We start from the raw sequence: 22,907 nt of genomic DNA, 5'->3' as shown, positions 1-22,907 counted from the left end.
TGGTTCTGGTTGGTGTAGATGCAGAGGTCGCCGGCGATTTCCAGCGATTGCTTGACGACGGCCTCGGGCGAAAGTTCGGTGTTGCGCAGCAGCGCCAGCGCGGCCGACTGGGCGTAGGCGCCGCCTGAGCCGATGGCCGCCAGGCCGTGTTCCGGTTCCAGCACGTCGCCGTTGCCGGTCAGCACCAGCGTGTGCTCGGCATCGGCCACGATCAGCATGGCTTCCAGGCGGCGCAGGACGCGGTCGGTGCGCCAGTCGCGGGTCAGTTCGACCGCGGCGCGCATCAGGTTGCCCTGGTGCTTTTCCAGCTTGGCCTCGAAGCGTTCCTGCAGGGTGAACGCGTCGGCGGTGGCGCCGGCAAAGCCGGCCAGAATCTTGTCGTGGTACAGGCGGCGGATCTTGCGGGCGGTGCCCTTGATGACGATGTTGCCCAGGGTGACCTGGCCATCGCCGCCCAGTGCGACGCGGTTGCCGCGGCGCACGCACACGATGGTGGTGGCGTGAAATTGTTCCATGCGTTCCTTCCTATGAAGGGATTAGCTGGGGGCGGTTGCGGGGAAATCAAGGCAGAACGCTTGCGTCCCCGTTGAAGGGCGGCCAAAGAAAAAAGGCCATGCTGGAAACCAGCATAGCCTTTCAGCGTAGGGGCTGAATACGGGACGGATCAGTCGCCGTAGAGCTTCTGGCGCATCTCGCGGCGTTCCTGCGCTTCGAGCGATAGGGTGGCCGTGGGGCGGGCCAGCAGGCGCGGGATGCCGATGGGTTCACCGGTTTCCTCACACCAGCCGTATTCGCCGCTGTCGATGCGGGCGATGGACTGTTGCACCTTCTTCAGCAGCTTGCGCTCGCGGTCGCGGGTGCGCAGCTCCAGGGCGTGTTCTTCCTCGATCGTGGCGCGGTCGGCGGGATCGGGCACGAACTGCGTTTCACGCAGGTGCTCGGTGGTTTCGCCGGCGTTGGCCAGGATGTCCTGCTCGAGTTGTTTGAGCCGTTCCTTGAAGAACGCCAGTTGGCGTTCGTTCATATAGTCGGACTCGGGCATGGCCAGCAATTCCTTCTCGCTGGGCAGATCAATCGCCGTATCGCTCGTCGACTTGCTTGATTTCTTGGTTGCTGCCTTGGTAGCCATGAAAACACTCCACTATGAATCGATCCTGGCGCGGGCGTCCATTCCCGGTCCGTATTACTTGTTGCCTACGCTATTCGTACCTCACAGTACTGCCTTCGTCGCATCACGTCACGTCAGGAAGGGGGATTACCCCGCCAGGCACTGCTCCAAGCCCCGGGTGAAAATCTCCTGGGGCAGCTTACGGCCGATGAAAACCATCTTGGTGGACGGTTTTTCGGCTGCGGTCCACGGCTTGCCGGGTTCGGCGCCCATCATCATGTGCACACCCTGGAACAACATGCGGCGGTTGATGCCCTTCATGTACAGGATGCCCTTGTAGCGCATCAGGTCGGGACCATAGACCTGCACCACGCCGCCCAGGAATTCCTCAAGGCGCGCGGGATCGAACGGCTTGTTGGAACGGAACACGAACGCGCCGATTTCGTCGTCGTGCTGGTGATGGTGATGATGGTGGGCATGATTGCAATGCGCCCCGCAGTCGCCTTCGTGATCATGGTCGTGATCGTGGCCGTGGTCATGTCCATGATCGTGGTCATGGACATGGTCGTGGGCGGCGTCGGGGTGCTCATCGGCCAGGAATTGCGGGTCGATGTCCAGAATGGAATTCAGGTTGAAGCCGCTGATGTCGATGATGGACTTCAGGTCGACTTCGCCGAAGTTGACCGGCGTGATCGGCGCGCGCGGGTTCATGTGAACCAGGCGGTGGCGCAGCGCTTCGTAGTCGACTTCGTTGACCAGGTCGCGCTTCGAGATCAGGATGCGGTCGGCGAAACCGACCTGCTTCTGGGCTTCGGACTGGGCGTCGAGGGTGGCCATGCCATGCTTGGCGTCGACCACCGTGACCACCGCGTCCAGGCGGTAGTACTCAGCGATGTCGTCATCCATGAAGAACGTCTGGCACACGGGGCCAGGGTTGGCCATGCCGGTCGTTTCGAGGATGACGCGTTCGAAATTCAGTTCGCCGGCTTCGCGCTTGGCGCGCAGCTCGGACAGGGTGCGCATCAGGTCGCCGCGCACCGTGCAGCAGACGCAGCCGTTGGACAGTTCGATGATTTCTTCGTTGCTGTCCTGCACCAGCAGGTCGTTGTCGATGCTTTCCGGCCCGAACTCGTTTTCGATGACCGCGACGCGGCGGCCATGGTATTCGGTCAGGATGCGTTTGAGCAGGGTGGTCTTGCCCGCACCGAGAAAGCCGGTGAGGATGGTGACGGGAACCATTTTGTCCAAACTGCGCGGGGTGTTCATGGCGAAGCTGCTAGCGTGAAGTCAAGGCGTTAAACAGGAACTCTCGGCGGGGATCGCAACCCTGTCTTGGAACGCCGTCTTGCGACGCTTGAACGGGGTTTCCCAGTCTTTGCCGGAGGATGTTTGCCGCAGGCTGCATGGGCCGCCTGCAGCGGCCGGACGCAGGATTACAGCACAGTCGGGGGCAGGGGGCAAACCCAGGGTCAACCCTGGGGCCGTAGCCATCCAGATGGCGTCCGTACGCCCTCAAGTATCGGGCGATACCACTATTTGGGGGCGGTTTGCCGGATTTCAAGAGCGCGATGCGCGCATCTGGATGAAGGGCCGCGCCGCAGGCTTGCGCCCGATGGCGGAGAGCCGGGGGCGGGCTGCCCGCCGGCACTAGTTCTTAATGATGGTGATGGCCGTGGCCGGCATCTGCGGCGGGTTGCTTCTGCTGGCACTGGGGGCACAGCGCGCGGATTTCGGTTTCGTGCGTGGCCAGGGCATAGCCGGTCTGGGCGACGCGTTCGGCCAGTTGGCGGCTCATGGCGGGGTCGGATACTTCCGCGACCGCGCCGCAGCCCGTACAGACCACCAGCAGGTCATGGGGCGCGCCGCCCGCGTCGTGGCAGGCGCTCCAGGCGTTGACCGCGTCTAGGCGGTGGATCAGGCCCTCGTCCATCAGGAAGTCCAGTGCGCGGTACACGGTCGGGGGCGCGGCGCCCGGATGCACGGCGCGCATCGCGTCCAGCAACTCATAGGCCTTCAGACTGCGGCCGTGGCGCAGCAGCAGTTCCAGCACCTTGCGGCGGATAGGAGTAAGGCGGCGCCCGCGCTGCTCGCACAGCGCTTCGGCGACGCTGAGCTGGGCGCCGACGGTATCGCTGCGAGGGGTGCGGGGCGGTGCGGACATGGCTGACTTTATCTCTATGGAAAACGCGCGCGATGCGCGCGAGATGCCTGGAAGGTAGCAGAAAACATCCAGATGCGGGCGAACGCGGGGGAATCAAGCTTTTTAGTTATGATATAACATAATAAAACTTGGCCGCAGCCGCTATCTGTCTCCGCATTCTTTCCATGTCCCATTTCACGCTTTTGCCCCGGACGCCCGCAACCGCGCGCCGGCAAAACCTCACGCCGCGTTCCGCCTTCCTCGTTTCCGCCTGGCGCCGCATGGCCGCCGCCCTGGCCGCGGCCGCCGTCCTGTGGGCCCTGACCGGCTGGGCGCTGGACTGGTGGCCGCGATGAACGCGCCGGTCACGATCGAACTGGCCGACGCTTCCTTCGGCTGGCATGGACATGCCGCGCTCAAATCGGTGTCGGGGCGTTTCGCCGCCGGCGGCATGACCGCCGTGGTGGGGCCGAATGGCGCCGGCAAGTCCACCCTGATCAAAGGCATCATGGGCGTGCTGCGTCCCATGGCTGGCAGCGTGCGGATCAGCGGCGCGGGCCGGTCGGAATTGGCCTGGCTGCCCCAGGCCGCCGAGCTGGACCGATCGTTTCCGGTGTCGGTGCTGGACCTGGTGGCCATGGGCGCCTGGAGGCGCGTGGGCGGATGGCGCCGGTATGCGAACGAGGAGCTGGACCGTTGCATGGACGCGCTGGAAACCGTGGGCATGGCCGACGCGGCCGGACGCGGCGTGGACGCGCTGTCGGGCGGACAGATGCAGCGCGCGCTGTTTGCGCGGATGCTGGTGCAGGATGCGGCCGTGCTGCTGCTGGACGAACCCTTCTCCGCGGTGGACAGCCACACGGCGGACGACCTGATGGCCTTGCTTTGCGGCCTGCACGGCCAGGGCCGCACCGTGATCGCGGTGCTGCACGACCTGGATCTGGTGCGCGACCATTTTCCCGAATGCCTGTTGCTGTCCGGATCGGTCGTGGCCTGGGGCGACACCGAGAACGCTTTGGACGACGCGCACCTGAAGCGGGCGCGGCAATGGCACGCGGAGAGCCGCGCATGAGCCTGGCGCAATGGGTGCTGTCGCCCTTCCTGGACTACGGCTTCATGCGGCGCGCGCTGGCCGGCGCCTGCGCCCTGTCGCTGGGCGCCGCGCCGCTGGGCGTGTTCCTGGTGCTGCGGCGCATGAGCCTGATGGGCGACGCCATGTCGCACGCCATCCTGCCCGGGGTGGCGGCGGGCTTTCTGCTGGCCGGCCTGTCGCTGGGGGCGATGATGCTGGGCGGCATCGCCACGGGACTGGCCGTGGCCCTGCTGGCGGGGTTGGTGGCGCGCCTCACGCCATTGCGCGAAGACGCCAGCTTCGCGGCGTTTTACCTGATATCGCTTGGGCTGGGCGTGCTGCTGGTGTCGCTGCGCGGCTCCAACATGGATCTGCTGCATGTGCTGTTCGGCACGGTGCTGGGGCTGGACGACGCGGCGCTGCTGCTGGTCACCGCCACGGCCAGCGCGACCTTGCTGGCGCTGGCCGCGATCTACCGGCTGCTGGTGGCCGAATGCCTGGACCCTGGCTTCCTGCGCGCCAGCGGCGGCGCCGGGGGCTGGGTCCATATGGGCTTCCTGGTGCTGGTGGTGGTGAACCTGGTGGCGGGCTTTCAGGTGCTGGGCACGCTCATGGTGGTCGGCATCATGATGCTGCCTGCCGCCGCCGCGCGCTTCTGGGTCCGCTCGGCCGCCCGCCAGATTCCGCTGGCCGCGGGCCTGGGCGTGGCGGCTTCGACGGCTGGCCTGCTCATTTCGTATCACTTCAACGTGCCGGCCTCGCCCGCCATCATTCTGGCGGCGGGCGCCTGCTATCTGTTTTCCATCGTGGGCGGCCCGCAAGGCGGGCTGCTGCCGGCGCGGCGCCGCATGCGCCGGGTCTGATTCATCCAACAGGAGATACGCCATGCGTTTCAATTCCCTGGTGCGCCGCCGCGCGCTGCTGGCCATGGCAGGCCTGTGCCTGTCGGCGTGGTTCGGAACCGCGCAGGCCGCCGAGCCGTTGAAGGTCGTCGCCAGCTTTTCCATCCTGGGCGACATCGTGCGGGAAGTGGGCGGAGACGACGTCAGCGTCGCTACGCTGGTGGGGCCGGACGGTGACGCGCACGAGTACGAGCCGACGCCGGGCGACGCCAAGAAGCTGGCCGCGGCACGCGTGCTGTTCGTCAACGGCCTGGACTTCGAGACTTGGATGCCGCGCCTGGCGAAGGCGTCGGGTTTTGCCGGCGCCACCGTGGTCGCCTCGCAGGGCGTGAAGCCGCGCAAGTTCGCGGGCGGCGGGCACGATGATGACGACCACGACCACGACCACGACCACGACCACGACCACGACCACGACCACGACCACGACCATGACCATGGCCATGGCCACCAGCATGGCGGCGCAGATCCGCATGCATGGCAGAACCTGGCCAACGGCGCCATCTATGCGCGCAACGTCGCGGAGGGGCTGGCAGCTGCGGATCCGGCGCGGGCGGACGCCTATCGTCAGCGCGCGCGGACCTATGCCGCGCGCTTGCAGGCGCTGGACGCGCAGATCCGCAAGACTTTTGCCGCGATCCCGGCCGAGCGCCGCAAGATCGTGACCTCGCACGATGCCTTCGGCTATTTCGGCGATGCCTACGGCGTGGCGTTCATCCCCGCCATGGGCGTGTCCACGGATGCGGAACCCGCGGCCGGCGAGGTGGCGCGCATCATCGAACAGGTCAAGCGCGAGCGCGTGCCGGCGGTGTTCGTGGAGAACATCAGCAGCCCCCGGCTGGTCCAGCAGATTTCCCGCGAAACCGGCGCCAAGGTGGGTGGTACGCTTTATTCCGATGCCCTGTCCAAGCCCGGACAGCCCGGCGCCACCTACCTGGAAATGTTTGAATGGAACGCACGTCAGCTTGCCGCGGCCATGCAGCCCTGACCGCGGCAGCAATGCTGCTGGCGGCCGGCGCCGCCAGCGCGCACCCGCATATGTGGATCGATGCCCGCGCGGCAATCGATATCGATGGACAGCAGCGCATCACGGCGGTGCGGCAAGTCTGGCGGTTTGACGAGATGTTCGGCGCCTACGCCACGCAGGGACTTAAGAAGGGCAAGGACGGTTCGCTGTCGCCCGAGATCCTGCAGGGTATGGCGCGGGATTGGATGCAGGCGCTGGGCGAGCCTATCTCGCATTACTTCACGCGCGTCACCGTGGATGGCAAGACGGCGGCCTTCGCAGCCCCGCAGGACGCGCGCGTCGACTGGAATCCGAAGACGACGCGGCTGACGCTGTCCTTCACCTTGCCGCTGGCCACGCCGGTGGCGCCGGGCGTCGGCGGCGCGCAGGTGGACATCTACGATCCCACCTATTTCGTGGCCTACGCCTTCGATGAAAACGGCGCGGTTTCGCTCGGCGGGCAGGATGCCAAAGCCTGCACCTCAGCCTACCGCAAGCCCAAGGAACTGGATTGGAAAACCATGCAGCAACTGGCCGCGATCCCGGCCGACCCGGACGCCTTGCCGGACGAGCTTTTCGCCATCACCAAGGGGCTGACGCATCGTATCGAAGTGCGGTGCGAGTAGCGCTCGCGTTGTTGGCCGTGCTGTTGTTGGGCGCAGCCGGTGCGGTCGCGGCGCAGGGCGCGCACCCCTTCGGCGTGCCTGAGAGCGGCGCGGGCATGGGCGGGTCGGGCTGGCTGGCCGGTTTCTTCGGCCAGGTGTCCGCCTGGCAAAGCCATTTCTACCGGCAGCTGACGGGCGCGGTGCGCGCCTGGCAGGCGGACGGCGGCGCGGCCTGGGCCTTGATCGGGCTGTCGTTCGCCTACGGCGTGTTCCATGCGCTGGGGCCTGGGCACGGCAAGGCAGTGATCTCTTCCTATGTGCTGGCCAACCGCCAGACCGCGCGCAACGGCGCGCTGCTGGCGCTGGCGTCCGCGCTGATCCAGGCGCTGGTGGCGATTGTGCTGGTGGCGGTGCTGGCGTTGATTTTCAACGCCACCGCCGCAACGATGAACAACGCGACGCGCTGGCTGGAGCTAGGCTCCTATGCGCTGGTGACATTGCTGGGGGCATGGCTGGTGTGGGTCAAGGCAATCCGTCCGCTGCTGCGGACCCGCGCGTGGCGCGCATCCGGCGGTTCCATGCATGAGCACGAGCACTACAACAGCCAGGCCCGCAGTCGCGGGCAGGGCCGGCAGCATGTGTTGCAGCATGCTCACACTCACGCCCCTGTCCATCACCACCACGATCACCATCACGACCACGATTGCGGCTGCGGTCACGCGCATGTGCCCGCGCCCGAACAGGTGTCAGGTCCGCTGAACTGGCGCCGCGCGGGAACGGCGATCCTGGCCGTGGGCCTGCGCCCCTGCAGCGGCGCGCTGATCGTGCTGGTGTTCGCCCTGGCGCAGGGCTTCTTCCTGGCCGGCGTGGCCTCGGCCCTGGCGATGGGCCTGGGCACCGGGTTGACGGTGGCGGCGCTGGCCTGTCTGGCGGTCGCGGCCGGCGGCGCGGCCACGCGTATCGGCAGCCGGCTGTCCGGCGCGGGCGCGGCGCGCCTGCGTTACGGCGTGGAAGCGTTGGCTGCTTTGGCGGTGCTGTTGCTGGGTGTGATGCTGCTGGGCGGTGTGATCGCCGGAGGCGGTTAAGGCCAGCGCTATGAGCGTGCGGCGCCGCTCACGTCTGACGAAGCGGACCCGAGACGTTCAGGATTTACGCCCGGCGCGAGGATGCGCCTGGTCGTAGGCGCGGGCCAGATGCTGGAAATCCAGCCGCGTGTAGATCTGGGTGGTGGAGATGTTGGCGTGGCCCAGCATTTCCTGCACGGCGCGCAGGTCCTGTGCGGACTGCAGCACATGGCTGGCGAAGCTGTGGCGCAGCACGTGCGGATGCACATGCGTGGGCACGCCGGCCTGTTGCGCGATGCGCGCCAGCTGTAGCTGCACCACGCGCGGCGAGATGCGGCGTCCGCGTGCGCCCAGGAACAGCGCGGCCGCGTCCTCGGGCTGCGCGGTGAAGGGCGTGAGCTGCGGGCGCACCGCGATCCATTTGCGCAGGGCCTCCAGGGCGGCCTGGCCCACGGGCACCGAGCGGCGCTTGCCGCCCTTGCCCAGCACGATGACCTCGGCCTCTTCCAGGCTCAGCCAGCCGCGCGATTCATAGTTGCCGGAACGTTCGTAGCGCAGGTCCAACCCCACCAGCTCCGACAGCCGCAGACCGCTGGAATAGAGCAGTTCGAGCATGGCCTGATCGCGCAGCGCGGCGGGTTCGGTCGCGACTTGCGCGGGCGCGCGGTCCAGCAGGGCTTGGGTCTGTTCCACCGACAAGGCCTTGGGCAGGCCGCGCGGCGCCTTGGGGGCGCGCACGCCCGCCACGGGATTGCCTGCAAGTTCGATGGCCGGGGCCCACCATTGATAGAAGCCGCGCCAGGCCGCCAAGGTGCGCGCCAGACTACGCGGCCCGCGCCCCTGGGCATGCAGGCGCGCCACGAACTGGCGGATGTGGCCGTTGCCGATCTTGCCCAGCGGCAGCTTGGCGTGGTCGGCAAGCTCGCGCAGGAAATGCAGTTCGCGGCGGTAGCCGTCCAGCGTATGGGGCGAATAGCGCCGGTTGGTTTCCAGATGGCGCAGCCAGGCGCTCATCGCGTCCGGCAGGGGAGTTTCGGGCGGGGCCGTGTCCTGCGCTTGCGTGGTTTTCGGCATGGCGTCCGCCCGTGTCGCCGCTAGGCCTTGGGTGAGGCCGGATTCAGGCGATGCAGCGCCGCCGAAGCCAGCTGGCTGATGGATTCCAGGAAGGTCGTGCCCATTTCGGGCGTGAAGCGTTCGGCGTCGTCCGAGCCCAGCACCAGCAGGCCGACGGCAGGGCCGTCCGCTTCCAGGCGCAGCGGCACCAGCGCCAGCGACTTGGGCTTGGCGTCCAGCCAGCCTGCCGCTTCGAATTCGGTGTCGGTGCCGCAGTAGGGCGTCTTCAGGCTGTCGGTAAAGGTGCGCACGTCCTGGGTGACGGGCTCGCCGTAGCCGGTGGCGGGCAATTCGGACAGATCCCACAGGCGCAGCGCCACGTGGTTCAGTTCGAATTGTTCGGCCAGCCCCAGGGCGATTTCGCCCGGCACATGCTGCGGATCGCATTCGGACAGCAGGCGGCAGCACCATTTGGCCACGTGCGTGCCGATGCTTTCATTGGCGCTGGCGTTGCGCACCAACTCGTTCAGGCGCCATTCGAGTTCGCGGTTGCGCTCGCGCAGGGTCAGGATCTGGCGTTCGCCCAGCGAAATGGCGCGCGAGCCGTGCGGATGCGGCACCTGCAGCGTGGCGAAGACATCTGCGTGATCGTCGAAGAACCCAGGATTGTCTTGCAGGAAAGCAGCGATGTCCTGGGCGGTAATAGCGGTATCAGTCATGGCTTATCGGTTCAGTCCCATGGAGAAGACGAGCTTGTCGATGTCGACCTGCCCCGTGAAGACGGACTCGGCAGGGCCCGTCATGCGCAGTTGCTCGCCGTTCCAGGCGACGGTCAGCACGCCGCCGCGCGCTTGCACGCGCACCGGCGAGTCCAGCAGGCCGCGGCGGATGCCGGCCGCGACGGCGGCGCAGGCGCCGGTGCCGCAGGCCAGCGTTTCGCCGGCGCCGCGTTCGAACACGCGCAGGCGGATGTTGTTGCGGTCCACGATCTGCATGAAGCCGGCGTTGACGCGGCGCGGGAAGCGCGGATGGGTTTCGATCAACGGCCCGAGGATGGCTACGGGCGCGGTGTCGACGTCGTCCACGACCTGCACGGCGTGCGGGTTGGAAATGGCCACGGCGGACAGCGCGACCGTGCGCGGCAGGCCGGCGGGCGCGTCCAGCTCCAGTTCCCACAGCGTGTCCTGTCCTTCGACGCGCGAGGCCAGGCCGGCGGTGTCGAAAGGCAGGGCGGCGGGTTCGAAGCGCGTGCTGCCCATGTCGACGGTGACTTGCTCGTCGTCGCCCTGGTCCAGCAGCAGAATGCCGGTGGCGATCTCGGCGCGCAGCGGGTTGCGGTCGGACAGGCCTTGCTCATGCACGAAGCGCACGAAGCAGCGCGCGCCGTTGCCGCAGTGCTCAACTTCGCTGCCGTCGGAATTGAAAATGCGATAGCGGAAATCGGCGTCGGGCCGCGTCGCGCGCTCGACCAGGAGGATCTGGTCGGCGCCGATGCCGAAATGCCGGTCGCCCAAGGCGCGGGCGCGCTCGGGCGTCATGTCGATGGTCTGGCGGACCCCGTCGAGCACGACGAAATCATTGCCCGCGCCATGCATTTTGGTGAAGTTCCAGTTCATCACCGGATTATCGCCCATATTGGGGCGCGAGCGGCGCGGACCGCGGACTCAGTAGAGTTTGGGCTCGCCCGGCGGACGCGTCTTGAAGCGCCGGTGGACCCAGTAGTACTGGCTGGGGCAGCGGCGGACCCAGGATTCCAGCTCGCGGTTCAGGCGGGCGGTGGCATCTTCCAGCGAATCAGTTCCCGGAAAGTCGGCCAGCTGGGGCAGAACTTCGATGTGATAGCGGCCGGTATCCGGATTCCAGAAGCCCAGGACCGGCAGTACCGCCGCATCCCATTTCTTGGCCAGTTGGGCGGTTGCCAGCAGAGTGGCCGCCTGGATGCCGAAGAAGGGCACGAATACCGAGCCCTGGCGGCCGAAATCCATATCGGGCAGGTAATAGACAGGGCGGGGCGCGCGCAGATGGCGGATCAGTTCACGCACGCCGTCCTTGCGGCTGACCAGGTAAGCCTCATTGAAACGAGCCCGTCCGGCGGCCATGACGGCGTCGATGTTGGGGTCGCTTTGCGGGGTATACATGGTGGCGGCGCTGGGGATATCCATCGTCAGCCGGGTGCCGCCCGCGTCCATGGCGATGAAATGGGGCGCCAGCAGGATCACCGACCGGCCTTGGGCGATCAGCTCGTTGACTTCGTCCACGCCGCTGAGCGTCACCATCTCCCTGACAGCCTCGGGCGTGCCGTACCAGAGCACGCCGCGGTCGACGATGGATTGCGCCAGCGCGCGGAAGTGGTCTGCGACCCACTGTTCGCGGACCTGTTCGGGCTGCTCGGGAAAGCACAGCTCAAGATTGCGGCGCACGATGCGCGCGCGCGATTTGACCAGCCGTGGCGCCAGCCAGCCCAGGCCCGCGCCGACGCGCAGCCGCGTCGATGGCTTGATGCGGGCGAACCATTTCAACAGGGATACCAGCGCGCGCGTTTTGAAATTAGTCATAGGGTAAGGAAAGTGGAGCGGACGGGGCGCGATGCTTCAGTTGACTGGGGATGCAGTGTCGGCGGCAGGTGCCGGCGGTGCGCCGCGCGGCGTCTTGTAGCGGTTGTAGCTCCAGAGGTATTGCTCCGGGCAGCGGCGGATCAGCGTTTCCATGGCGGCGTTGAGCAGTGCGGCCTGCGCTTCCGCGTCGGCCGGCAGCGGCTCGGGCACGCGCACGTAATGGATGCGCCAGCCCCGGCCTCCCGGCAGCCGTTCGCCCGCGGTCAGGATGATGGGTACGTTCGTCTGCGTGGCCAGCTTGCCCGGCAGCGTCATGGTGTAGGCCATGCGCCCGAAGAACGGGGCCCAGACGCCGTCGCCCACGCTGGGCGCCTGGTCGGGCAGCATGCCCACGGATTCGCCACGGCGCAGGGCGCGCACGAACTCGCGCACCCCCTGCATATTGGCCGGCACGGCATTGACGGCCGAAGTGTTGCGAGCGGTTTCCAGCAGCGGCGCCAGGATGTCCTTGCGCGGCGGCCGGAACATGACCGTCATGGGCATCTGGCGGGCCAGGTAACGGGCCGTGATCTCGAAGCAGCCCAGGTGCGGCGTCAGGAACAGAATGCCGCGGTTTTCCGCGCGGGCCGCGCTGACCACGTCGTTGTCGTCCGAGATCACCTGGGCCAGGCTTTGTTCATTGCGGAACCAGACGCGCGGGCTTTCCAGGATCATGGCGCCGATTTCGCCCGCCGCGCGGCGCGCGAAGGCCGGGTCGGGGTAGCCGGCCTGGACCGCGTTGGCTTGCAGGCGCTGCCGGTATTTGCCCGGCCAGGCGTAGATCGCGCGCCCGGCGAGGCGCCCCGCGGCGTGCGCGACGGACAGGGGCAGGGCGGCGAATAATCTGAACAGGAAGAGCAGCATGCGGCAGGAAAGTGAGACGGGCGGGAAGTGCGCCTGGGGCCGGGGGAATATGTTTAGACCCCTGGCTTTGGCGGCAGAACCGCATTTTCGCTTAAAATAGCGCAGTCGCCGAGTTAACCGACAACTTGCGGAGCGACGGCAAGGGTGTAGCGCTTTGCGCGCCATTTGCCAAATCCGCTAAAGCGTCGCGCCCAGATTTGCGTATGTCATGCGGTCAGGGGTGCAACGCGCCTCGTGAACCTATGCGCCGGCCAAGCCGGTTACCAAGGACGCATCTGTGGCCAATAACGACTTTCTCTTTACTTCCGAATCCGTCTCCGAAGGGCATCCCGACAAGGTTGCCGACCAGATATCCGACTCGATTCTGGACGCGATCTTCACGCAGGACCCGAATGCGCGCGTCGCAGCCGAGACGCTCTGCAACACCGGCCTGGTAGTGCTGGCCGGCGAGATCACCACCACCGCCAACGTCGACTATATCCAGGTCGCGCGCGATACGATCCGCCGCATCGGCTACGACAATACCGAATACGGTATCGACTACAAGGGCTGCGCGGTGCTGGTCGCCTACGACAAGCAGTCGCCGGACATCGCCCAGGGCGTGGACCGCAGCTCCGAGGACTACCTGAACCAGGGCGCGGGCGACCAAGGCCTGATGTTTGGCTATGCCTGCGACGAAACGCCTGACCTGATGCCCGCCCCGATCTGGTACGCGCACCGCCTGGTGCAGCGCCAGAGCGAGCTGCGCAAGGACGGCCGCCTGCCGTGGCTGCGTCCCGACGCCAAGTCGCAAGTGACGTTCCGCTACATCGACGGCCGCCCGGCGGAAGTCGACACGGTGGTGCTGTCGACCCAGCACGCGCCGGAAGTCTCGCAAGAGACCATCCGCGAAGCGGTGATCGAAGACATCATCAAGCCCAGCTTCCCCGAAGGCCTGATCACGCCGCAGACGAAGTTCCTGGTCAACCCGACTGGCCGCTTCGTCATCGGCGGTCCGCAAGGCGATTGCGGCCTGACCGGCCGCAAGATCATCGTCGACACCTACGGTGGCGCTTGCCCGCACGGCGGCGGCGCGTTCTCGGGCAAGGATCCGTCCAAGGTCGACCGTTCGGCTGCCTACGCCGCCCGCTACGTGGCCAAGAACATCGTGGCCGCTGGCTTGGCGCGCCAGTGCCAGGTGCAGGTCAGCTACGCCATCGGCGTGGCCGAGCCCATCAACATCACGGTCTACACGGAAGGCACCGGCGTCATTCCTGACGACCAGATCGCCAAGCTGGTGCGCGAGCACTTCGACCTGCGTCCGAAGGGCATCGTCAACATGCTGGATCTGCTGCGCCCGATCTATGCCAAGACCGCCGCCTATGGTCACTTCGGCCGCTCCGAGCCGGAATTCTCGTGGGAAGCCACGGACAAGGTGCAGGATCTGAAGAAGGCCGTGTAAGCCTTTCTGATTCTGTAAGCACAGCCCCCGCACTGCGGGGGCTTTTTCTTGCGTGCGGGGTTTACAGGCCCCAGGTCGACAGGTTGGGCCGGCGCGGCGCCGGGTCCAGCACCGGCTCCAGCGCGGCAGCGCAGTCCAGCAGTGCGGCGTCGCCGCCCGCGGGCGCCAGCAGTTGCACCGCCATGGGCATGCCCTCGGTATCAAAGCCCGCCGGCAGCGAGATGGCGGCCGCGCCCAGGAAGTTGGCGGGACGCAGCAGCTTGCCCAGGCCGGCGTGACGTGTGTCGTCAGCGTCCAGCGCTTGCGCGGCCTGGTCGCAGGCGGGCATCAGCAGGGCGTCCAGGCCCTGCATGGCCTGCGCGAACGCGGCCATGTCGGCGGCGCGGCGTTGCAGTGCGGCTTCGTAGTCGGCCTGCGTGATGCGGCCGCCGGACGCGATGCGCTTGCGCACCACTTCCCACAGCGGCGTGGCCGGGTCTTCTGCCAGCGCGCCGTAATAGCGGTAGGCCTCGTACGCCAGCACCACGGAGTTGTCGTCGGCCATGCGGGCGAACGACAGGGCCGCGGGCGGATGCCAGGGAGTAGGCGTGTAGCCGGCCTGCGCCAGGTTTTCCTGGGCCTCGCGCCAGGCCCGCAGGCCGGCGTCTGCCAAGGGGGCGGGCCAGGCTTCGGGGGCCAGCACCGCTACCGGGCCCGGGCCCCGCGCGGCAGGCTGGCGCAAGGCCGCGATGGCGCTTGCCGGAAAGTCCAGCGTGGCCGGGTCGCCGATGTCGGGGCCGGCCAGCAGTTTCGTCAGCAGGCGGGCGTCGGCCACATTGCGCGTGATCGGACCCAGCACGTCCAGGGTGTCAGACAGCGGCAGACAGCCGTCGCGGCTGATCACGCCGGTGGACGGCTTGAAGCCGACCAGGCCGTTCAGCGCCGCCGGCGCGCGCACCGAGCCGCCGGTGTCGCCGCCCAGCGCCAGTGGCGCCAGGCCTGCGGCCACGGCCACGCCCGCGCCGCTGGACGAGCCGCCCGGCGCGCGCGCCGTCTGCGCGTCCCAAGGGTTGCGCGCCGTGCCTTGCGTGGGGTTCTGGCCCGACAGTCCAAAGGCGAACTCGGTCATGCGTGTTTTGCCCAGCACCACCATGCCCTGCGCGGCCAGCTTTTGCAGCGGGGCTGCCGTGGCGTCGCTGATGCGCCCCTGCAGGGCGAGTGACCCTAGGCAGACGCTCACACCCTCCCATTGCACGCTGTCCTTCACCGCCACCGGCACGCCATGCAAGGGACCCAGCAGCATGCCCGCCGCGAGCAGGCGGTCGGCGGCCTCGGCCTGGGCCAGCGCGCGCTCGGCCGTGACTTCGCTATAGGCGGCGAGCGCGGGAGCGCGCTCGATGCGGTCCAGGAAGTGGGTGGTGACCTGACGCGAACTCAGTTCGCGCCGACGGATGGCGCCGGCCAGGGCCTGGGCGTCTTGGAAGTGCAGGGCGGTGTCTTGTGCTGGCATGGGTCTCATCGGAAAAGAAAAAGCTTTCCGGTCCTGCGGGAACCGGAAAGCGCTAGTGCGTGACGCTTGTTCTTTATTGGCTTACTTCAGGCTCTGGCCCTTGGTTTCTGGCATGCGGATGAAAGTAATCAGCGTGATCACGGCGCCCGCCAGCACGTAGTAGAAGAACCAGCGCTCCATGCCCTTGCTTTGCAGCCAGGTCAGCAGATAGGGCGTGGTGCCGCCCAGCAGCGCCACGACCAGGTTGTACGGCGTGCCGATACCGACGGCGCGCACGCTGGTGGGGAACTGCTCGGACATGATGGCCGGCGCGATCGAGGTGTACATGGCGTACAGCACCAGGCCGAACAGTTCCACCGCCAGGATCGAACCGAACGAGGGGCCCAGCGTGGTCATCAGCGGATAGAAGAACACCAGGTAGCCGGCGGCGAAGAAGATCAACTGCGGCTTGCGGCCGATGCGGTCGGACAGGATGCCGAACAGCGGCTGCACCAGCATGAACACGATCAGCGCGACGGTGTTGGCGGCGAACGCGGTCTTCGGGTCGGCGTGCACCTGGCGGATGGCGTAGGTGGGCACATAGGCCACGAAGATGTAGAACGCGAACGTGGTCAGGATGGAAAAGCCCACGATGCGCAGCACTTCGCGCGGATGGTCGCGCAGCAAGGTGCGCAGCGGCTGCTTTTCGACGCCGGCCTTCTTGGCGTGCGAGAACGCCTCGGTTTCCGGGATCGAGCGGCGGATCCACATGCCGGCCAGGCCGCCCAGCGCGCCCAGGAAGAACGGAATGCGCCAGCCCCAGGCGGCCATCTCGGCCTTGGTCAAGGTCGAGGTCAGCACCCAGCCGATGGCGGACGCGGCCAGGATGCCCACGGCGGCGCTGAAGAACACGAAGCTGGAATAGAAGCCGCGCTTGTTGGGCGGCGCCATTTCCGCCAGGAAGGTCGTGGCCGAGGCATACTCCCCGCCCAGCGACAGGCCTTGCAGCAGGCGCGCGGCGGTCAGCAGCAGCGGAGCGGCCAGGCCGATGGCGGCATAGGTGGGAGTGACGGCGATGATCAGCGAGCCGCCGGCCATCATCAGGATGGTCAGGCCCAGCGCGGCCTTGCGGCCGTAGCGGTCGGAGAAAATGCCCAGCAGCCAGCCGCCCACCGGACGCATGAAGAAGCCCACGGCGAAAATGCCGAATGTGGCCAGCAGGGCCGTGGTTTCGTTGCCTTCGGGGAAGAACTGGCTGGAAAAGAAAATGGCGAAGGACGCGTAGATGGTCCAGTCGAACCATTCGACCGCATTGCCTACACTACCGGCCAGAATGGTGCGCGCGCGGGAGACGGGCGCGGGGCCGGCCGAGGCGGCTGCCCCCTGCGGCTTGCGCAGGGGCGCTGATGTGCTGCTCATGAAAACCTCAAATAAGAATTTATTTTTGGTCAAAAAGACCATTTAATTTTCTGTTTTTATCAATGCGCGAACGTTAATTTAATGAATATGGACACGTCAAGTAAGGGTAAGCCCCTAGCTCCGGGGCTGGACGACACCGATCTCGCCTGCCTGATCGCGCTGCAGGCGGACCCGCGCGCGTCCTGGCGCGAGCTGGGCGCGGCGACCGGCATCGCCGAGCGCACCGTCGCGCGCCGCCTCAAGCGGTTGATGGATGCCGACGCCTTGCGTGTCATCGCCGAACCCGATCCGCTGGCCACCGGCCGCGGCGTGGTGCTGCATGCCTGGGTGCGCTGCCGTTCGGGCCGCGTGCCGGAGGTGGCGGACCAGCTGGCGCGGCTGGACATCAGCCAACTGGTGGTCACGCTGGCCGGCTCGGCCGACCTGATGGCCGAGCTGACCCTGGCGGACGCCGCCGACATGCCGGACGTGGTGACGCGCGTGCTGCCGTCCATCGATGGGGTGGAGCACGTGGAAGCGCGGCTGGTGCTGCGGCCGTTCCGGCGCGCCGGCCAGTGGCGCATCCAGGCCCAGGCGGATGGCGCCGCAGCCGAGCCCACGCTGTCGCAGCCGCCCGCGGCCCTGACCGACGCTGAACAGCGCATGGTGGCCTACCTGATGCGCGATGGCCGCGCCAGCCTGGCGGAATTGGCCGAGCATGCCGGCGTCAGCGAGCCCACCGCGCAGCGCCTGCTGCACAACATGGTGGAGCGCCGCGCGCTGAGCTTCCGCGTGGAAGTGGAGCCGGCGCTGGTTGGCTTCCCGGTGGAGGCGGTGATTTCCGTGCAGGTGCGCCCGCAAGCCGTGGACGCGCTGGCCGCGCACCTGGCGCTGGATCCCAACACCCGTTGCCTGTTCGGCACCAGCGGCGCGTCGCAGCTGTTCTGGCACGTGCTGTGCCGCGACAGCCTGCATCTGTGGGATGTGGTGACGCGCCGCCTGGGCGAGCTGGACGGCGTGCTCAACAGCGAAGTCGGCGTGGTGATGCGGGCGCACAAGCGCTGCGGCATCGTGCGCGCCGGCGCGCGGCTGGGGGCGGGCGCCTGACGGCTGCGTCAGGGCCGCCGCGGGACAGGACGCGAGCGCCTGTTCACCAGACCGCGGCGTCCGAACCCGGTGCCCGCAGATGCCGGGCGAAGCGCTGCGACAGGAACTCCACGAACGCGATGGTCTTGGCGGGCAGGTTCAGGCGTTCGGGGTAGAGCGCGTGGATGTCGGCGGGCGGCGTGCGCCAGTCGGCCAGCACCACGCGCAAGCGGCCGGCGCGCAGATGGTCCGCGGTTTCCCATTCCGAGCGCATCACGATGCCGTGACCGTCCAGCGCCCATTCCAGGGCGCTCTGGCCGTCATTGGAACTGAGCGGCCCGCGCACCTTCACGGTCTCTGCGCGCAGGCCGGATTCCAGGCGCCAGGTGCCATAGGCCACGTCGTTCTCGCGCACCACGATGCAGCGATGGCGTTGCAGGTCGCCCGGCGCGCGCGGTTCGCCATGCGTTTCCAGGTAGCGCGGCGAGGCGCATAGCAGCCGGCGGTTGGAGGCGATCTTGCGCGCGGTCAGGCGCGCGTCGGGCAGGTCGCCAAAGCGCACCGCCACGTCGAAGCCTTCCTCGATCAGGTTCAGCGGCCTGTCGGTCAGGCGCATCTGCACCTCCACTTCCGGGTACTGGCGAGCGAAGTCCGACACGGCGGGCACGATGTGGGCGCGGCCGAAGCCGAAGGTCGCGTTCAGCCGCAGCAGCCCTTGGGGCCGGGCGCGGGCGCTCGACACGGAACGTTCCAGCGCTTCCAGGTCCGTCAGGATGCGGCCGCCTTCGGCCAGATAAAGCTCGCCTTCCTGCGTGACGCTGACCCGGCGGGTGGTGCGGTTCAGCAGCCGCACGCCCAGGCGCTGTTCCAGCTTGGCCAGGCGCGTGCTGACCGCGGGCGGAGTCAGGCCCAGTTCGCGGGCGGCGGCGGACAGATTGCCGTGCTTGACCACCAGCGAAAAGAAGGCAAGGTCGGAGAGGGCGTCCATGGGCTTATTTATAAACTGAATTTAATAAAGCTTTATTCGGATCATTAATTATAAGAACGGGACCGGCTTATACACTGGGCTCACCACTACAGAGCCGCCTGGCGCGGCCAAACGAGGAGACCAGGAATGAAGATCAACATAGCGGCCGGCGCCTTGTGCGCGGCCATCGCCGCATCCTGTTGGACCCCGCCGGCCGCCGCCGACGCCTTTCCCCAGCGCGCCGTGACGCTCATCGTGCCATTCGCGCCCGGTGGCAGCGTGGACATCGCCGCGCGCCTGATCTCCGACGCCTGGGGCCGTGCGTTGGGGCAGAGCGTGGTGGTGGAGAACCGCGCCGGCGCCTCCGGCAATATCGGCATGGCCGCGGTGGCGCGCGCCGAGCCCAACGGCTACACGCTGGCCGTCAACACCATGTCGCTGGCCATCAACCCGGCGCTGTTCCAGAGCATGCCCTTCGATACGCAGAAGGACCTGCGTTCGGTTGGCACCATAGGGACCTCGCAGCACGTGCTGACGGTGACCAACACGCTGCCGGTGGCCAACGTGAGCGAACTGCTGGCCTATGTGCGCGAGCGGCCCGCCAACGACCTGAGCTTCGGTTCGGCGGGCACCGGCAGCACCTTCCACATGGCCGCGGAACTGTTCAAGTCGGTCTCGAAGACGCAGATCCTGCATGTGCCGTACAAGGGCGGCGGCCCCGCCATGGTGGACACCATCAGCGGCCAGGTGCAGATGAGCTTTCCCGTGCTGTCCGCAGCCAAGCCGCAGGTCGACGGCAAGAAGCTCAAGGCGCTGGGCGTGACCGGTACCACGCGTTCGCCGCTCTTGCCCGACGTGCCCACCATCGCTGAATCCGGCCTGCCCGGCTACGAGTTCAACACCTGGTTCGTCATCAGCGCGCCCGCGGGTACGCCGCAAGCCGTGATCGATACCTTGAACGCCAAGCTGGAACAGGCTTTGCGTTCGCCGGAGCTGGCGCAACGCATGGGCCGCGAAGGCTTCGATCCGCTGATTTCCTCGCCCGCCAAGACCGACGCCATGGTGGCCGCCGAGATGACGCGCTGGGCCGGCATCGTCAAGGACGCCGGCATCCAGGCCAACTGATCGGGCCGCAAGACCCAACTACGAAGGACGCAAGACATGCCCGGCATGACGCTGTACGACAAACTGGTGGCCAGCCATGAGGTGGCCCGGATCGACGCGGAGCACATCCTGCTCTACGTCGACCTGCACATCATGAACGAGTACACCAGCCCGCAGGCCTTCAGCGGCCTGGCCGCGCGCGGCCGCGGTGTGCTGCGTCCCGGGCAGCAGATGGCGGTGGTGGACCACATCATTCCCACGCATCCGGTGCCGTCGGCGCTGCGCGTGATCGCCGACGATGCCTCGTCGCGCCAGGCGCTCAACCTCAAGCGCAATTGCGACGAACAGGGCATTGCGTTGTTCGACACCACCGACCCGCTGCAAGGTATCGAACATGTGATCGCGCCCGAGCACGGCATGATCCTGCCGGGCATGGTGGTGCTGTGCGGCGACAGCCACACCACCACCTACGGCGCGTTGGGCGCGCTGGGTTTCGGCATCGGCACGTCCGAAGTCGAACACGTGCTGGCCACGCAGACGCTGGCGTACCGCGTGGCGCGCAACATGCGCATCCGCGTCGACGGCGCGCTGCCGGCCGGCGTCACCGCCAAGGACCTGGTGATCTGCATCGTGCACCGCATCGGCGCGCAGGGCGCGCGCGGCCACGCGGTGGAGTTCTGTGGCGAGGCGATAGCCGCGCTGTCCGCCGAGGCTCGCATGACCTTGTGCAACATGACGGTGGAGGCGGGCGCTCGCGCCGCGCTGATCGCGCCGGACGCCACCACTGAGGCCTACGTCGCCGCGCACGCGCCCGAACTGCAAGGCGAGACGCTGGCCCAGGCCCGCGCCTATTGGGCCACGCTACGCTCGGACGAGGACGCAGTGTTCGACGTGGAGCACGCGCTGGACGCCGGCGCGATCGCGCCCTTCGTCACCTGGGGCACCAGCCCGGACCAGGCCATGCCGGTGGACGGCGTGGTGCCGGACCCGCAGGCCGAGCCCGACGCGCTGGCGCGCCTGGCGCTGGAAAAAGCCATGGACTACATCGGCCTGACCCCGGGCACGCCGATAGCCGGCCTGCCAATAGACCGCGTGTTCATCGGCTCCTGCACCAACGGACGCATCGAGGATCTGCGCGCGGCAGCAGCCGTGGTGCGCGGCCGCAAGGTGGCCGCGGGGGTGCGGGCCATGGTGGTGCCCGGATCGGGCGCGGTGCGCGCGCAGGCCGAAGCCGAGGGCATCGCCGCGCAATTGATCGAGGCCGGCTTCGAATGGCGCCAGCCCGGCTGTTCCATGTGCCTGGCCATGAACGACGACGTGCTCAGCCCTGGCGAGCGCTGCGCCTCCACCACCAACCGTAATTTCGAAGGCCGGCAGGGGCGCGCGGGCCGCACGCACCTGATGAGTCCGGCCATGGCCGCCGCCGCCGCGCTGGCCGGCCGCATCGTCGACATTCGCGCCTGGGAGCAACACGCATGACCGCAACCATAGCCGGCGTCGCCGCGCCGCTGCCTTTTTCCAATCTGGACACCGACCAGATCATGCCCAAGCAGTTCCTGCGCATCATCGACAAGGCGGGGCTGGACCGGGGCTTGCTGCATGACCTGCGCTTTGACGCCAGCGGCGCGCCCAGGCCCGATTGCGTGCTGAACCAGCCTGCCTATGCCGGCGCGTCCATCGTGGTGGCGGGGCCGAACTTCGGCTGCGGTTCCAGCCGCGAGCATGCAGTGTGGGGCCTGCAGCAATTCGGCATCCGCGCCGTGATCGCGCCCAGCTTCGGCGAGATCTTCTACTTCAATGCGGTCAACAATGGCCTGTTGCTGATCAGCCTGGCGCCGGCCGAGATCGACGCCTTGCTCGCGCGGGTGTCCAATGCGGATACCAACCGTCTCGGCATCGACGTGGCGGCCGGGCGCGTCGTCGCGGCGGACGGCTGGACGGCGGCGTTCACGCTGCCCGAGCGGCATCGCCGCATGTACGTCCAGGGGCAGGACATGGTGGGCGCATCATTGCAGCAGCTGGACGAGGTAGAACGTTTCGAGGCCCGCCATTGGGCGCGGCATCCCTGGATGAAAGACTTGGCGCGCCGCGTGCGCGACCGCCTGGACCGAGAGGCCGTATGACCGCATTTTTTGACCTGCCCGTACGCCGCATCGCCGCCAATGGCATAGAGATCGCCGCGCGTGTCGACGGTTCGGGCCCGCCGCTGCTGTTGCTGCATGGACATCCCCAGACCCACGCCATCTGGCACCGCGTCTGGCCGGAGCTGACCCGCCACCGCACTTGCGTGGCGGCAGACCTGCGCGGCTACGGAGACAGCGACAAACCTGCTGCGTCCGCGGACCATTCGGCGCATTCCAAGCGCGCGATGGCGGCCGACATGATCGGGTTGATGCGCGCCTTGGGTCACGAGCGCTTCGAGGTGCTGGCGCACGATCGCGGCGCGCGGGTGGCGCACCGGCTGGCGCTGGATCATCCCGCCGCCGTCAGCCGCATGGTGCTGCTGGACATCGCGCCCACGCTGGACATGTACGAAGGCACCACGCGCGCCTTCGCCCAGGCCTATTTCCACTGGTTCTGGCTGATCCAGCCTGCACCCCTGCCCGAAACCATGATCGAGCGCGACCCGGTGTTCTACCTGCGTTCCGTGATGGGCGGCCGGCCCGGCGGGCTGGCGCACTTTTCCGCCGAGGCCATGGCCGAGTACGAGCGCGCCGCGCGCCTGCCGGGCTGGGCCACCGGCCTCTGCGAGGACTACCGCGCCTCCGCCACGCTGGACCTGGAGCATGACCGGGCCGGCCGGGACGCTGGCGAGCGCCTGAGCATGCCCTTGTGGGTGCTGTGGGGCGAGCGCGGCACGGTAGGCCGGAATTTCGACGTGCTGGCGCTGTGGCGGGCGGTGGCGGAGGACGTGTCCGGCGGTCCGCTGCCGGGCGCGCACTATCTGGCCGAAGAGTGCCCGGACGCCCTGCTGGCGCAGGCGGCGGAGTTTTTCGGCTGGCGCTGACGCGCTCTGCGAGCCTGGTTGCCGGCGCTTA

General features: G+C 67.7%; 24 protein-coding genes. 12 read left to right on the top strand and 12 right to left on the bottom strand.

Going from position 1 to position 22,907, the window contains the following annotated elements:
* From hslV to AC6LKD_RS16120, 4 genes are all read right to left on the bottom strand, one after another.
* Positions 1 to 515 (bottom strand): ATP-dependent protease subunit HslV (gene hslV / locus AC6LKD_RS16135; protein ID WP_498116778.1); only part of this gene is annotated, 515 nt, incomplete at its 3' end.
* Positions 516 to 664: 149 nt separating this feature from the next.
* Entirely contained in the window at positions 665 to 1,129 is a 465-nt protein-coding gene (gene dksA / locus AC6LKD_RS16130) for an RNA polymerase-binding protein DksA (RefSeq protein WP_006389752.1), read from the bottom strand.
* A gap of 126 nt (positions 1,130 to 1,255) precedes the next feature.
* Positions 1,256 to 2,374: a CobW family GTP-binding protein gene (locus AC6LKD_RS16125; protein ID WP_498116777.1), complete on the bottom strand. Its 1,119-nt coding sequence runs from the start codon at positions 2,372 to 2,374 to the stop codon at positions 1,256 to 1,258.
* A gap of 388 nt (positions 2,375 to 2,762) precedes the next feature.
* The gene (locus AC6LKD_RS16120; protein ID WP_013396835.1) at positions 2,763 to 3,269 is read right to left on the bottom strand and encodes a Fur family transcriptional regulator; all 507 of its coding nucleotides are present in this window, start codon (positions 3,267 to 3,269) and stop codon (positions 2,763 to 2,765) included.
* A gap of 164 nt (positions 3,270 to 3,433) precedes the next feature.
* Here AC6LKD_RS16120 and AC6LKD_RS16115 point away from each other — a divergent pair, with 164 nt between their 5' ends.
* Genes AC6LKD_RS16115 through AC6LKD_RS16090 form a run of 6 tightly spaced genes read left to right on the top strand, consistent with a single transcriptional unit; the run spans position 3,434 to position 7,915 of the window.
* Positions 3,434 to 3,604 carry a hypothetical protein gene (locus tag AC6LKD_RS16115; RefSeq protein ID WP_492273914.1) on the top strand — a complete coding sequence of 57 codons (171 nt, stop codon included), beginning with the start codon at positions 3,434 to 3,436 and terminating at the stop codon, positions 3,602 to 3,604.
* The gene (locus AC6LKD_RS16110) at positions 3,601 to 4,320 is read left to right on the top strand and encodes a metal ABC transporter ATP-binding protein (protein WP_498116776.1); all 720 of its coding nucleotides are present in this window, start codon (positions 3,601 to 3,603) and stop codon (positions 4,318 to 4,320) included. Before AC6LKD_RS16115 ends, AC6LKD_RS16110 begins: the two co-directional genes overlap by 4 nt.
* Positions 4,317 to 5,183, top strand: a complete 867-nt coding sequence (locus tag AC6LKD_RS16105) for a metal ABC transporter permease (RefSeq protein ID WP_013396833.1) — start codon at positions 4,317 to 4,319, stop codon at positions 5,181 to 5,183. Before AC6LKD_RS16110 ends, AC6LKD_RS16105 begins: the two co-directional genes overlap by 4 nt.
* 22 nt (positions 5,184 to 5,205) lie before the next feature.
* Positions 5,206 to 6,207, top strand: coding sequence for a metal ABC transporter substrate-binding protein (locus AC6LKD_RS16100; protein ID WP_498116775.1), 1,002 nt, complete (start codon positions 5,206 to 5,208; stop codon positions 6,205 to 6,207).
* Positions 6,168 to 6,851: a DUF1007 family protein gene (locus tag AC6LKD_RS16095; protein ID WP_492273916.1), complete on the top strand. Its 684-nt coding sequence runs from the start codon at positions 6,168 to 6,170 to the stop codon at positions 6,849 to 6,851. The genes AC6LKD_RS16100 and AC6LKD_RS16095 overlap by 40 nt, the downstream gene beginning before the upstream one ends.
* Complete coding sequence (locus AC6LKD_RS16090; RefSeq protein ID WP_498116774.1) at positions 6,842 to 7,915, top strand: nickel/cobalt transporter; 1,074 nt, start codon at positions 6,842 to 6,844, stop codon at positions 7,913 to 7,915. The genes AC6LKD_RS16095 and AC6LKD_RS16090 overlap by 10 nt, the downstream gene beginning before the upstream one ends.
* Positions 7,916 to 7,972: 57 nt before the next feature.
* Here AC6LKD_RS16090 and xerC read toward each other — a convergent pair whose 3' ends face one another.
* Genes xerC through AC6LKD_RS16065 form a run of 5 tightly spaced genes read right to left on the bottom strand, consistent with a single transcriptional unit; the run spans position 7,973 to position 12,405 of the window.
* Positions 7,973 to 8,968: a tyrosine recombinase XerC gene (gene xerC / locus AC6LKD_RS16085; RefSeq protein ID WP_498116773.1), complete on the bottom strand. Its 996-nt coding sequence runs from the start codon at positions 8,966 to 8,968 to the stop codon at positions 7,973 to 7,975.
* 20 nt (positions 8,969 to 8,988) lie between these two features.
* A complete protein-coding gene (locus tag AC6LKD_RS16080; protein WP_498116772.1) occupies positions 8,989 to 9,666 on the bottom strand; it encodes a DUF484 family protein in 678 nt (225 codons plus the stop codon).
* Positions 9,667 to 9,669: 3 nt separating this feature from the next.
* Complete coding sequence (gene dapF / locus AC6LKD_RS16075; protein WP_498116771.1) at positions 9,670 to 10,581, bottom strand: diaminopimelate epimerase; 912 nt, start codon at positions 10,579 to 10,581, stop codon at positions 9,670 to 9,672.
* 30 nt (positions 10,582 to 10,611) lie between these two features.
* Positions 10,612 to 11,502 carry a lysophospholipid acyltransferase family protein gene (locus AC6LKD_RS16070; protein WP_498116770.1) on the bottom strand — a complete coding sequence of 297 codons (891 nt, stop codon included), beginning with the start codon at positions 11,500 to 11,502 and terminating at the stop codon, positions 10,612 to 10,614.
* Positions 11,503 to 11,538: 36 nt separating this feature from the next.
* Positions 11,539 to 12,405 carry a lysophospholipid acyltransferase family protein gene (locus AC6LKD_RS16065; RefSeq protein ID WP_498116769.1) on the bottom strand — a complete coding sequence of 289 codons (867 nt, stop codon included), beginning with the start codon at positions 12,403 to 12,405 and terminating at the stop codon, positions 11,539 to 11,541.
* 277 nt (positions 12,406 to 12,682) lie between these two features.
* On the opposite strand from AC6LKD_RS16065, the gene metK reads away from it, so the two are divergent.
* Positions 12,683 to 13,846 (top strand): methionine adenosyltransferase, encoded by a 1,164-nt coding sequence (gene metK / locus AC6LKD_RS16060; RefSeq protein WP_013396824.1) that lies wholly within the window; start codon positions 12,683 to 12,685, stop codon positions 13,844 to 13,846.
* A 61-nt stretch (positions 13,847 to 13,907) separates the two neighbouring features.
* Here metK and AC6LKD_RS16055 read toward each other — a convergent pair whose 3' ends face one another.
* On the bottom strand, positions 13,908 to 15,335 hold the full coding sequence (locus AC6LKD_RS16055; RefSeq protein ID WP_498116768.1) for an amidase: 1,428 nt from the start codon (positions 15,333 to 15,335) through the stop codon (positions 13,908 to 13,910).
* An 81-nt stretch (positions 15,336 to 15,416) separates the two neighbouring features.
* Positions 15,417 to 16,733, bottom strand: a complete 1,317-nt coding sequence (locus AC6LKD_RS16050; RefSeq protein ID WP_013396822.1) for an MFS transporter — start codon at positions 16,731 to 16,733, stop codon at positions 15,417 to 15,419.
* An 81-nt stretch (positions 16,734 to 16,814) separates the two neighbouring features.
* Between AC6LKD_RS16050 and AC6LKD_RS16045 the strand changes: the two genes are divergently transcribed.
* Positions 16,815 to 17,819 carry an Lrp/AsnC family transcriptional regulator gene (locus AC6LKD_RS16045; protein ID WP_207472660.1) on the top strand — a complete coding sequence of 335 codons (1,005 nt, stop codon included), beginning with the start codon at positions 16,815 to 16,817 and terminating at the stop codon, positions 17,817 to 17,819.
* Positions 17,820 to 17,862: 43 nt separating this feature from the next.
* Here AC6LKD_RS16045 and AC6LKD_RS16040 read toward each other — a convergent pair whose 3' ends face one another.
* On the bottom strand, positions 17,863 to 18,786 hold the full coding sequence (locus AC6LKD_RS16040) for a LysR family transcriptional regulator (protein ID WP_013396820.1): 924 nt from the start codon (positions 18,784 to 18,786) through the stop codon (positions 17,863 to 17,865).
* A 126-nt stretch (positions 18,787 to 18,912) separates the two neighbouring features.
* On the opposite strand from AC6LKD_RS16040, the gene AC6LKD_RS16035 reads away from it, so the two are divergent.
* Genes AC6LKD_RS16035 through AC6LKD_RS16020 form a run of 4 tightly spaced genes read left to right on the top strand, consistent with a single transcriptional unit; the run spans position 18,913 to position 22,876 of the window.
* A complete protein-coding gene (locus tag AC6LKD_RS16035; RefSeq protein WP_498116767.1) occupies positions 18,913 to 19,890 on the top strand; it encodes a tripartite tricarboxylate transporter substrate binding protein in 978 nt (325 codons plus the stop codon).
* A gap of 36 nt (positions 19,891 to 19,926) precedes the next feature.
* Positions 19,927 to 21,348: a 3-isopropylmalate dehydratase large subunit gene (gene leuC, locus AC6LKD_RS16030; RefSeq protein ID WP_498116766.1), complete on the top strand. Its 1,422-nt coding sequence runs from the start codon at positions 19,927 to 19,929 to the stop codon at positions 21,346 to 21,348.
* Positions 21,345 to 21,992, top strand: a complete 648-nt coding sequence (leuD, locus tag AC6LKD_RS16025) for a 3-isopropylmalate dehydratase small subunit (RefSeq protein ID WP_013396817.1) — start codon at positions 21,345 to 21,347, stop codon at positions 21,990 to 21,992. Before leuC ends, leuD begins: the two co-directional genes overlap by 4 nt.
* Positions 21,989 to 22,876 (top strand): alpha/beta fold hydrolase, encoded by an 888-nt coding sequence (locus AC6LKD_RS16020; protein WP_498116765.1) that lies wholly within the window; start codon positions 21,989 to 21,991, stop codon positions 22,874 to 22,876. The genes leuD and AC6LKD_RS16020 overlap by 4 nt, the downstream gene beginning before the upstream one ends.
* The last annotated feature ends 31 nt before the right edge of the window (positions 22,877 to 22,907 follow it).

The sequence above is a fragment of the Achromobacter sp. D7-1 genome, assembly GCF_059760445.1.
Note: the sequence above shows the minus strand (reverse complement) of the source record. Positions and strands in the feature narration are given on the sequence as shown.

Excerpts from the sequence above, each read along its gene's own strand:
- dksA (WP_006389752.1), bottom strand. The coding sequence starts at position 1,129 with ATGGCTACCAAGGCAGCAACCAAGAAATCAAGCAAGTCGACGAGCGAT.
- AC6LKD_RS16125 (WP_498116777.1), bottom strand. The coding sequence starts at position 2,374 with ATGAACACCCCGCGCAGTTTGGACAAAATGGTTCCCGTCACCATCCTC.
- AC6LKD_RS16120 (WP_013396835.1), bottom strand. The coding sequence starts at position 3,269 with ATGTCCGCACCGCCCCGCACCCCTCGCAGCGATACCGTCGGCGCCCAG.
- AC6LKD_RS16115 (WP_492273914.1), top strand. The coding sequence starts at position 3,434 with ATGTCCCATTTCACGCTTTTGCCCCGGACGCCCGCAACCGCGCGCCGG.
- AC6LKD_RS16110 (WP_498116776.1), top strand. The coding sequence starts at position 3,601 with ATGAACGCGCCGGTCACGATCGAACTGGCCGACGCTTCCTTCGGCTGG.
- AC6LKD_RS16105 (WP_013396833.1), top strand. The coding sequence starts at position 4,317 with ATGAGCCTGGCGCAATGGGTGCTGTCGCCCTTCCTGGACTACGGCTTC.
- AC6LKD_RS16100 (WP_498116775.1), top strand. The coding sequence starts at position 5,206 with ATGCGTTTCAATTCCCTGGTGCGCCGCCGCGCGCTGCTGGCCATGGCA.
- AC6LKD_RS16095 (WP_492273916.1), top strand. The coding sequence starts at position 6,168 with ATGGAACGCACGTCAGCTTGCCGCGGCCATGCAGCCCTGACCGCGGCA.
- xerC (WP_498116773.1), bottom strand. The coding sequence starts at position 8,968 with ATGCCGAAAACCACGCAAGCGCAGGACACGGCCCCGCCCGAAACTCCC.
- AC6LKD_RS16080 (WP_498116772.1), bottom strand. The coding sequence starts at position 9,666 with ATGACTGATACCGCTATTACCGCCCAGGACATCGCTGCTTTCCTGCAA.
- dapF (WP_498116771.1), bottom strand. The coding sequence starts at position 10,581 with ATGGGCGATAATCCGGTGATGAACTGGAACTTCACCAAAATGCATGGC.
- AC6LKD_RS16070 (WP_498116770.1), bottom strand. The coding sequence starts at position 11,502 with ATGACTAATTTCAAAACGCGCGCGCTGGTATCCCTGTTGAAATGGTTC.
- AC6LKD_RS16065 (WP_498116769.1), bottom strand. The coding sequence starts at position 12,405 with ATGCTGCTCTTCCTGTTCAGATTATTCGCCGCCCTGCCCCTGTCCGTC.
- AC6LKD_RS16055 (WP_498116768.1), bottom strand. The coding sequence starts at position 15,335 with ATGCCAGCACAAGACACCGCCCTGCACTTCCAAGACGCCCAGGCCCTG.
- AC6LKD_RS16050 (WP_013396822.1), bottom strand. The coding sequence starts at position 16,733 with ATGAGCAGCACATCAGCGCCCCTGCGCAAGCCGCAGGGGGCAGCCGCC.
- AC6LKD_RS16045 (WP_207472660.1), top strand. The coding sequence starts at position 16,815 with ATGAATATGGACACGTCAAGTAAGGGTAAGCCCCTAGCTCCGGGGCTG.
- AC6LKD_RS16040 (WP_013396820.1), bottom strand. The coding sequence starts at position 18,786 with ATGGACGCCCTCTCCGACCTTGCCTTCTTTTCGCTGGTGGTCAAGCAC.
- AC6LKD_RS16035 (WP_498116767.1), top strand. The coding sequence starts at position 18,913 with ATGAAGATCAACATAGCGGCCGGCGCCTTGTGCGCGGCCATCGCCGCA.
- leuC (WP_498116766.1), top strand. The coding sequence starts at position 19,927 with ATGCCCGGCATGACGCTGTACGACAAACTGGTGGCCAGCCATGAGGTG.
- leuD (WP_013396817.1), top strand. The coding sequence starts at position 21,345 with ATGACCGCAACCATAGCCGGCGTCGCCGCGCCGCTGCCTTTTTCCAAT.
- AC6LKD_RS16020 (WP_498116765.1), top strand. The coding sequence starts at position 21,989 with ATGACCGCATTTTTTGACCTGCCCGTACGCCGCATCGCCGCCAATGGC.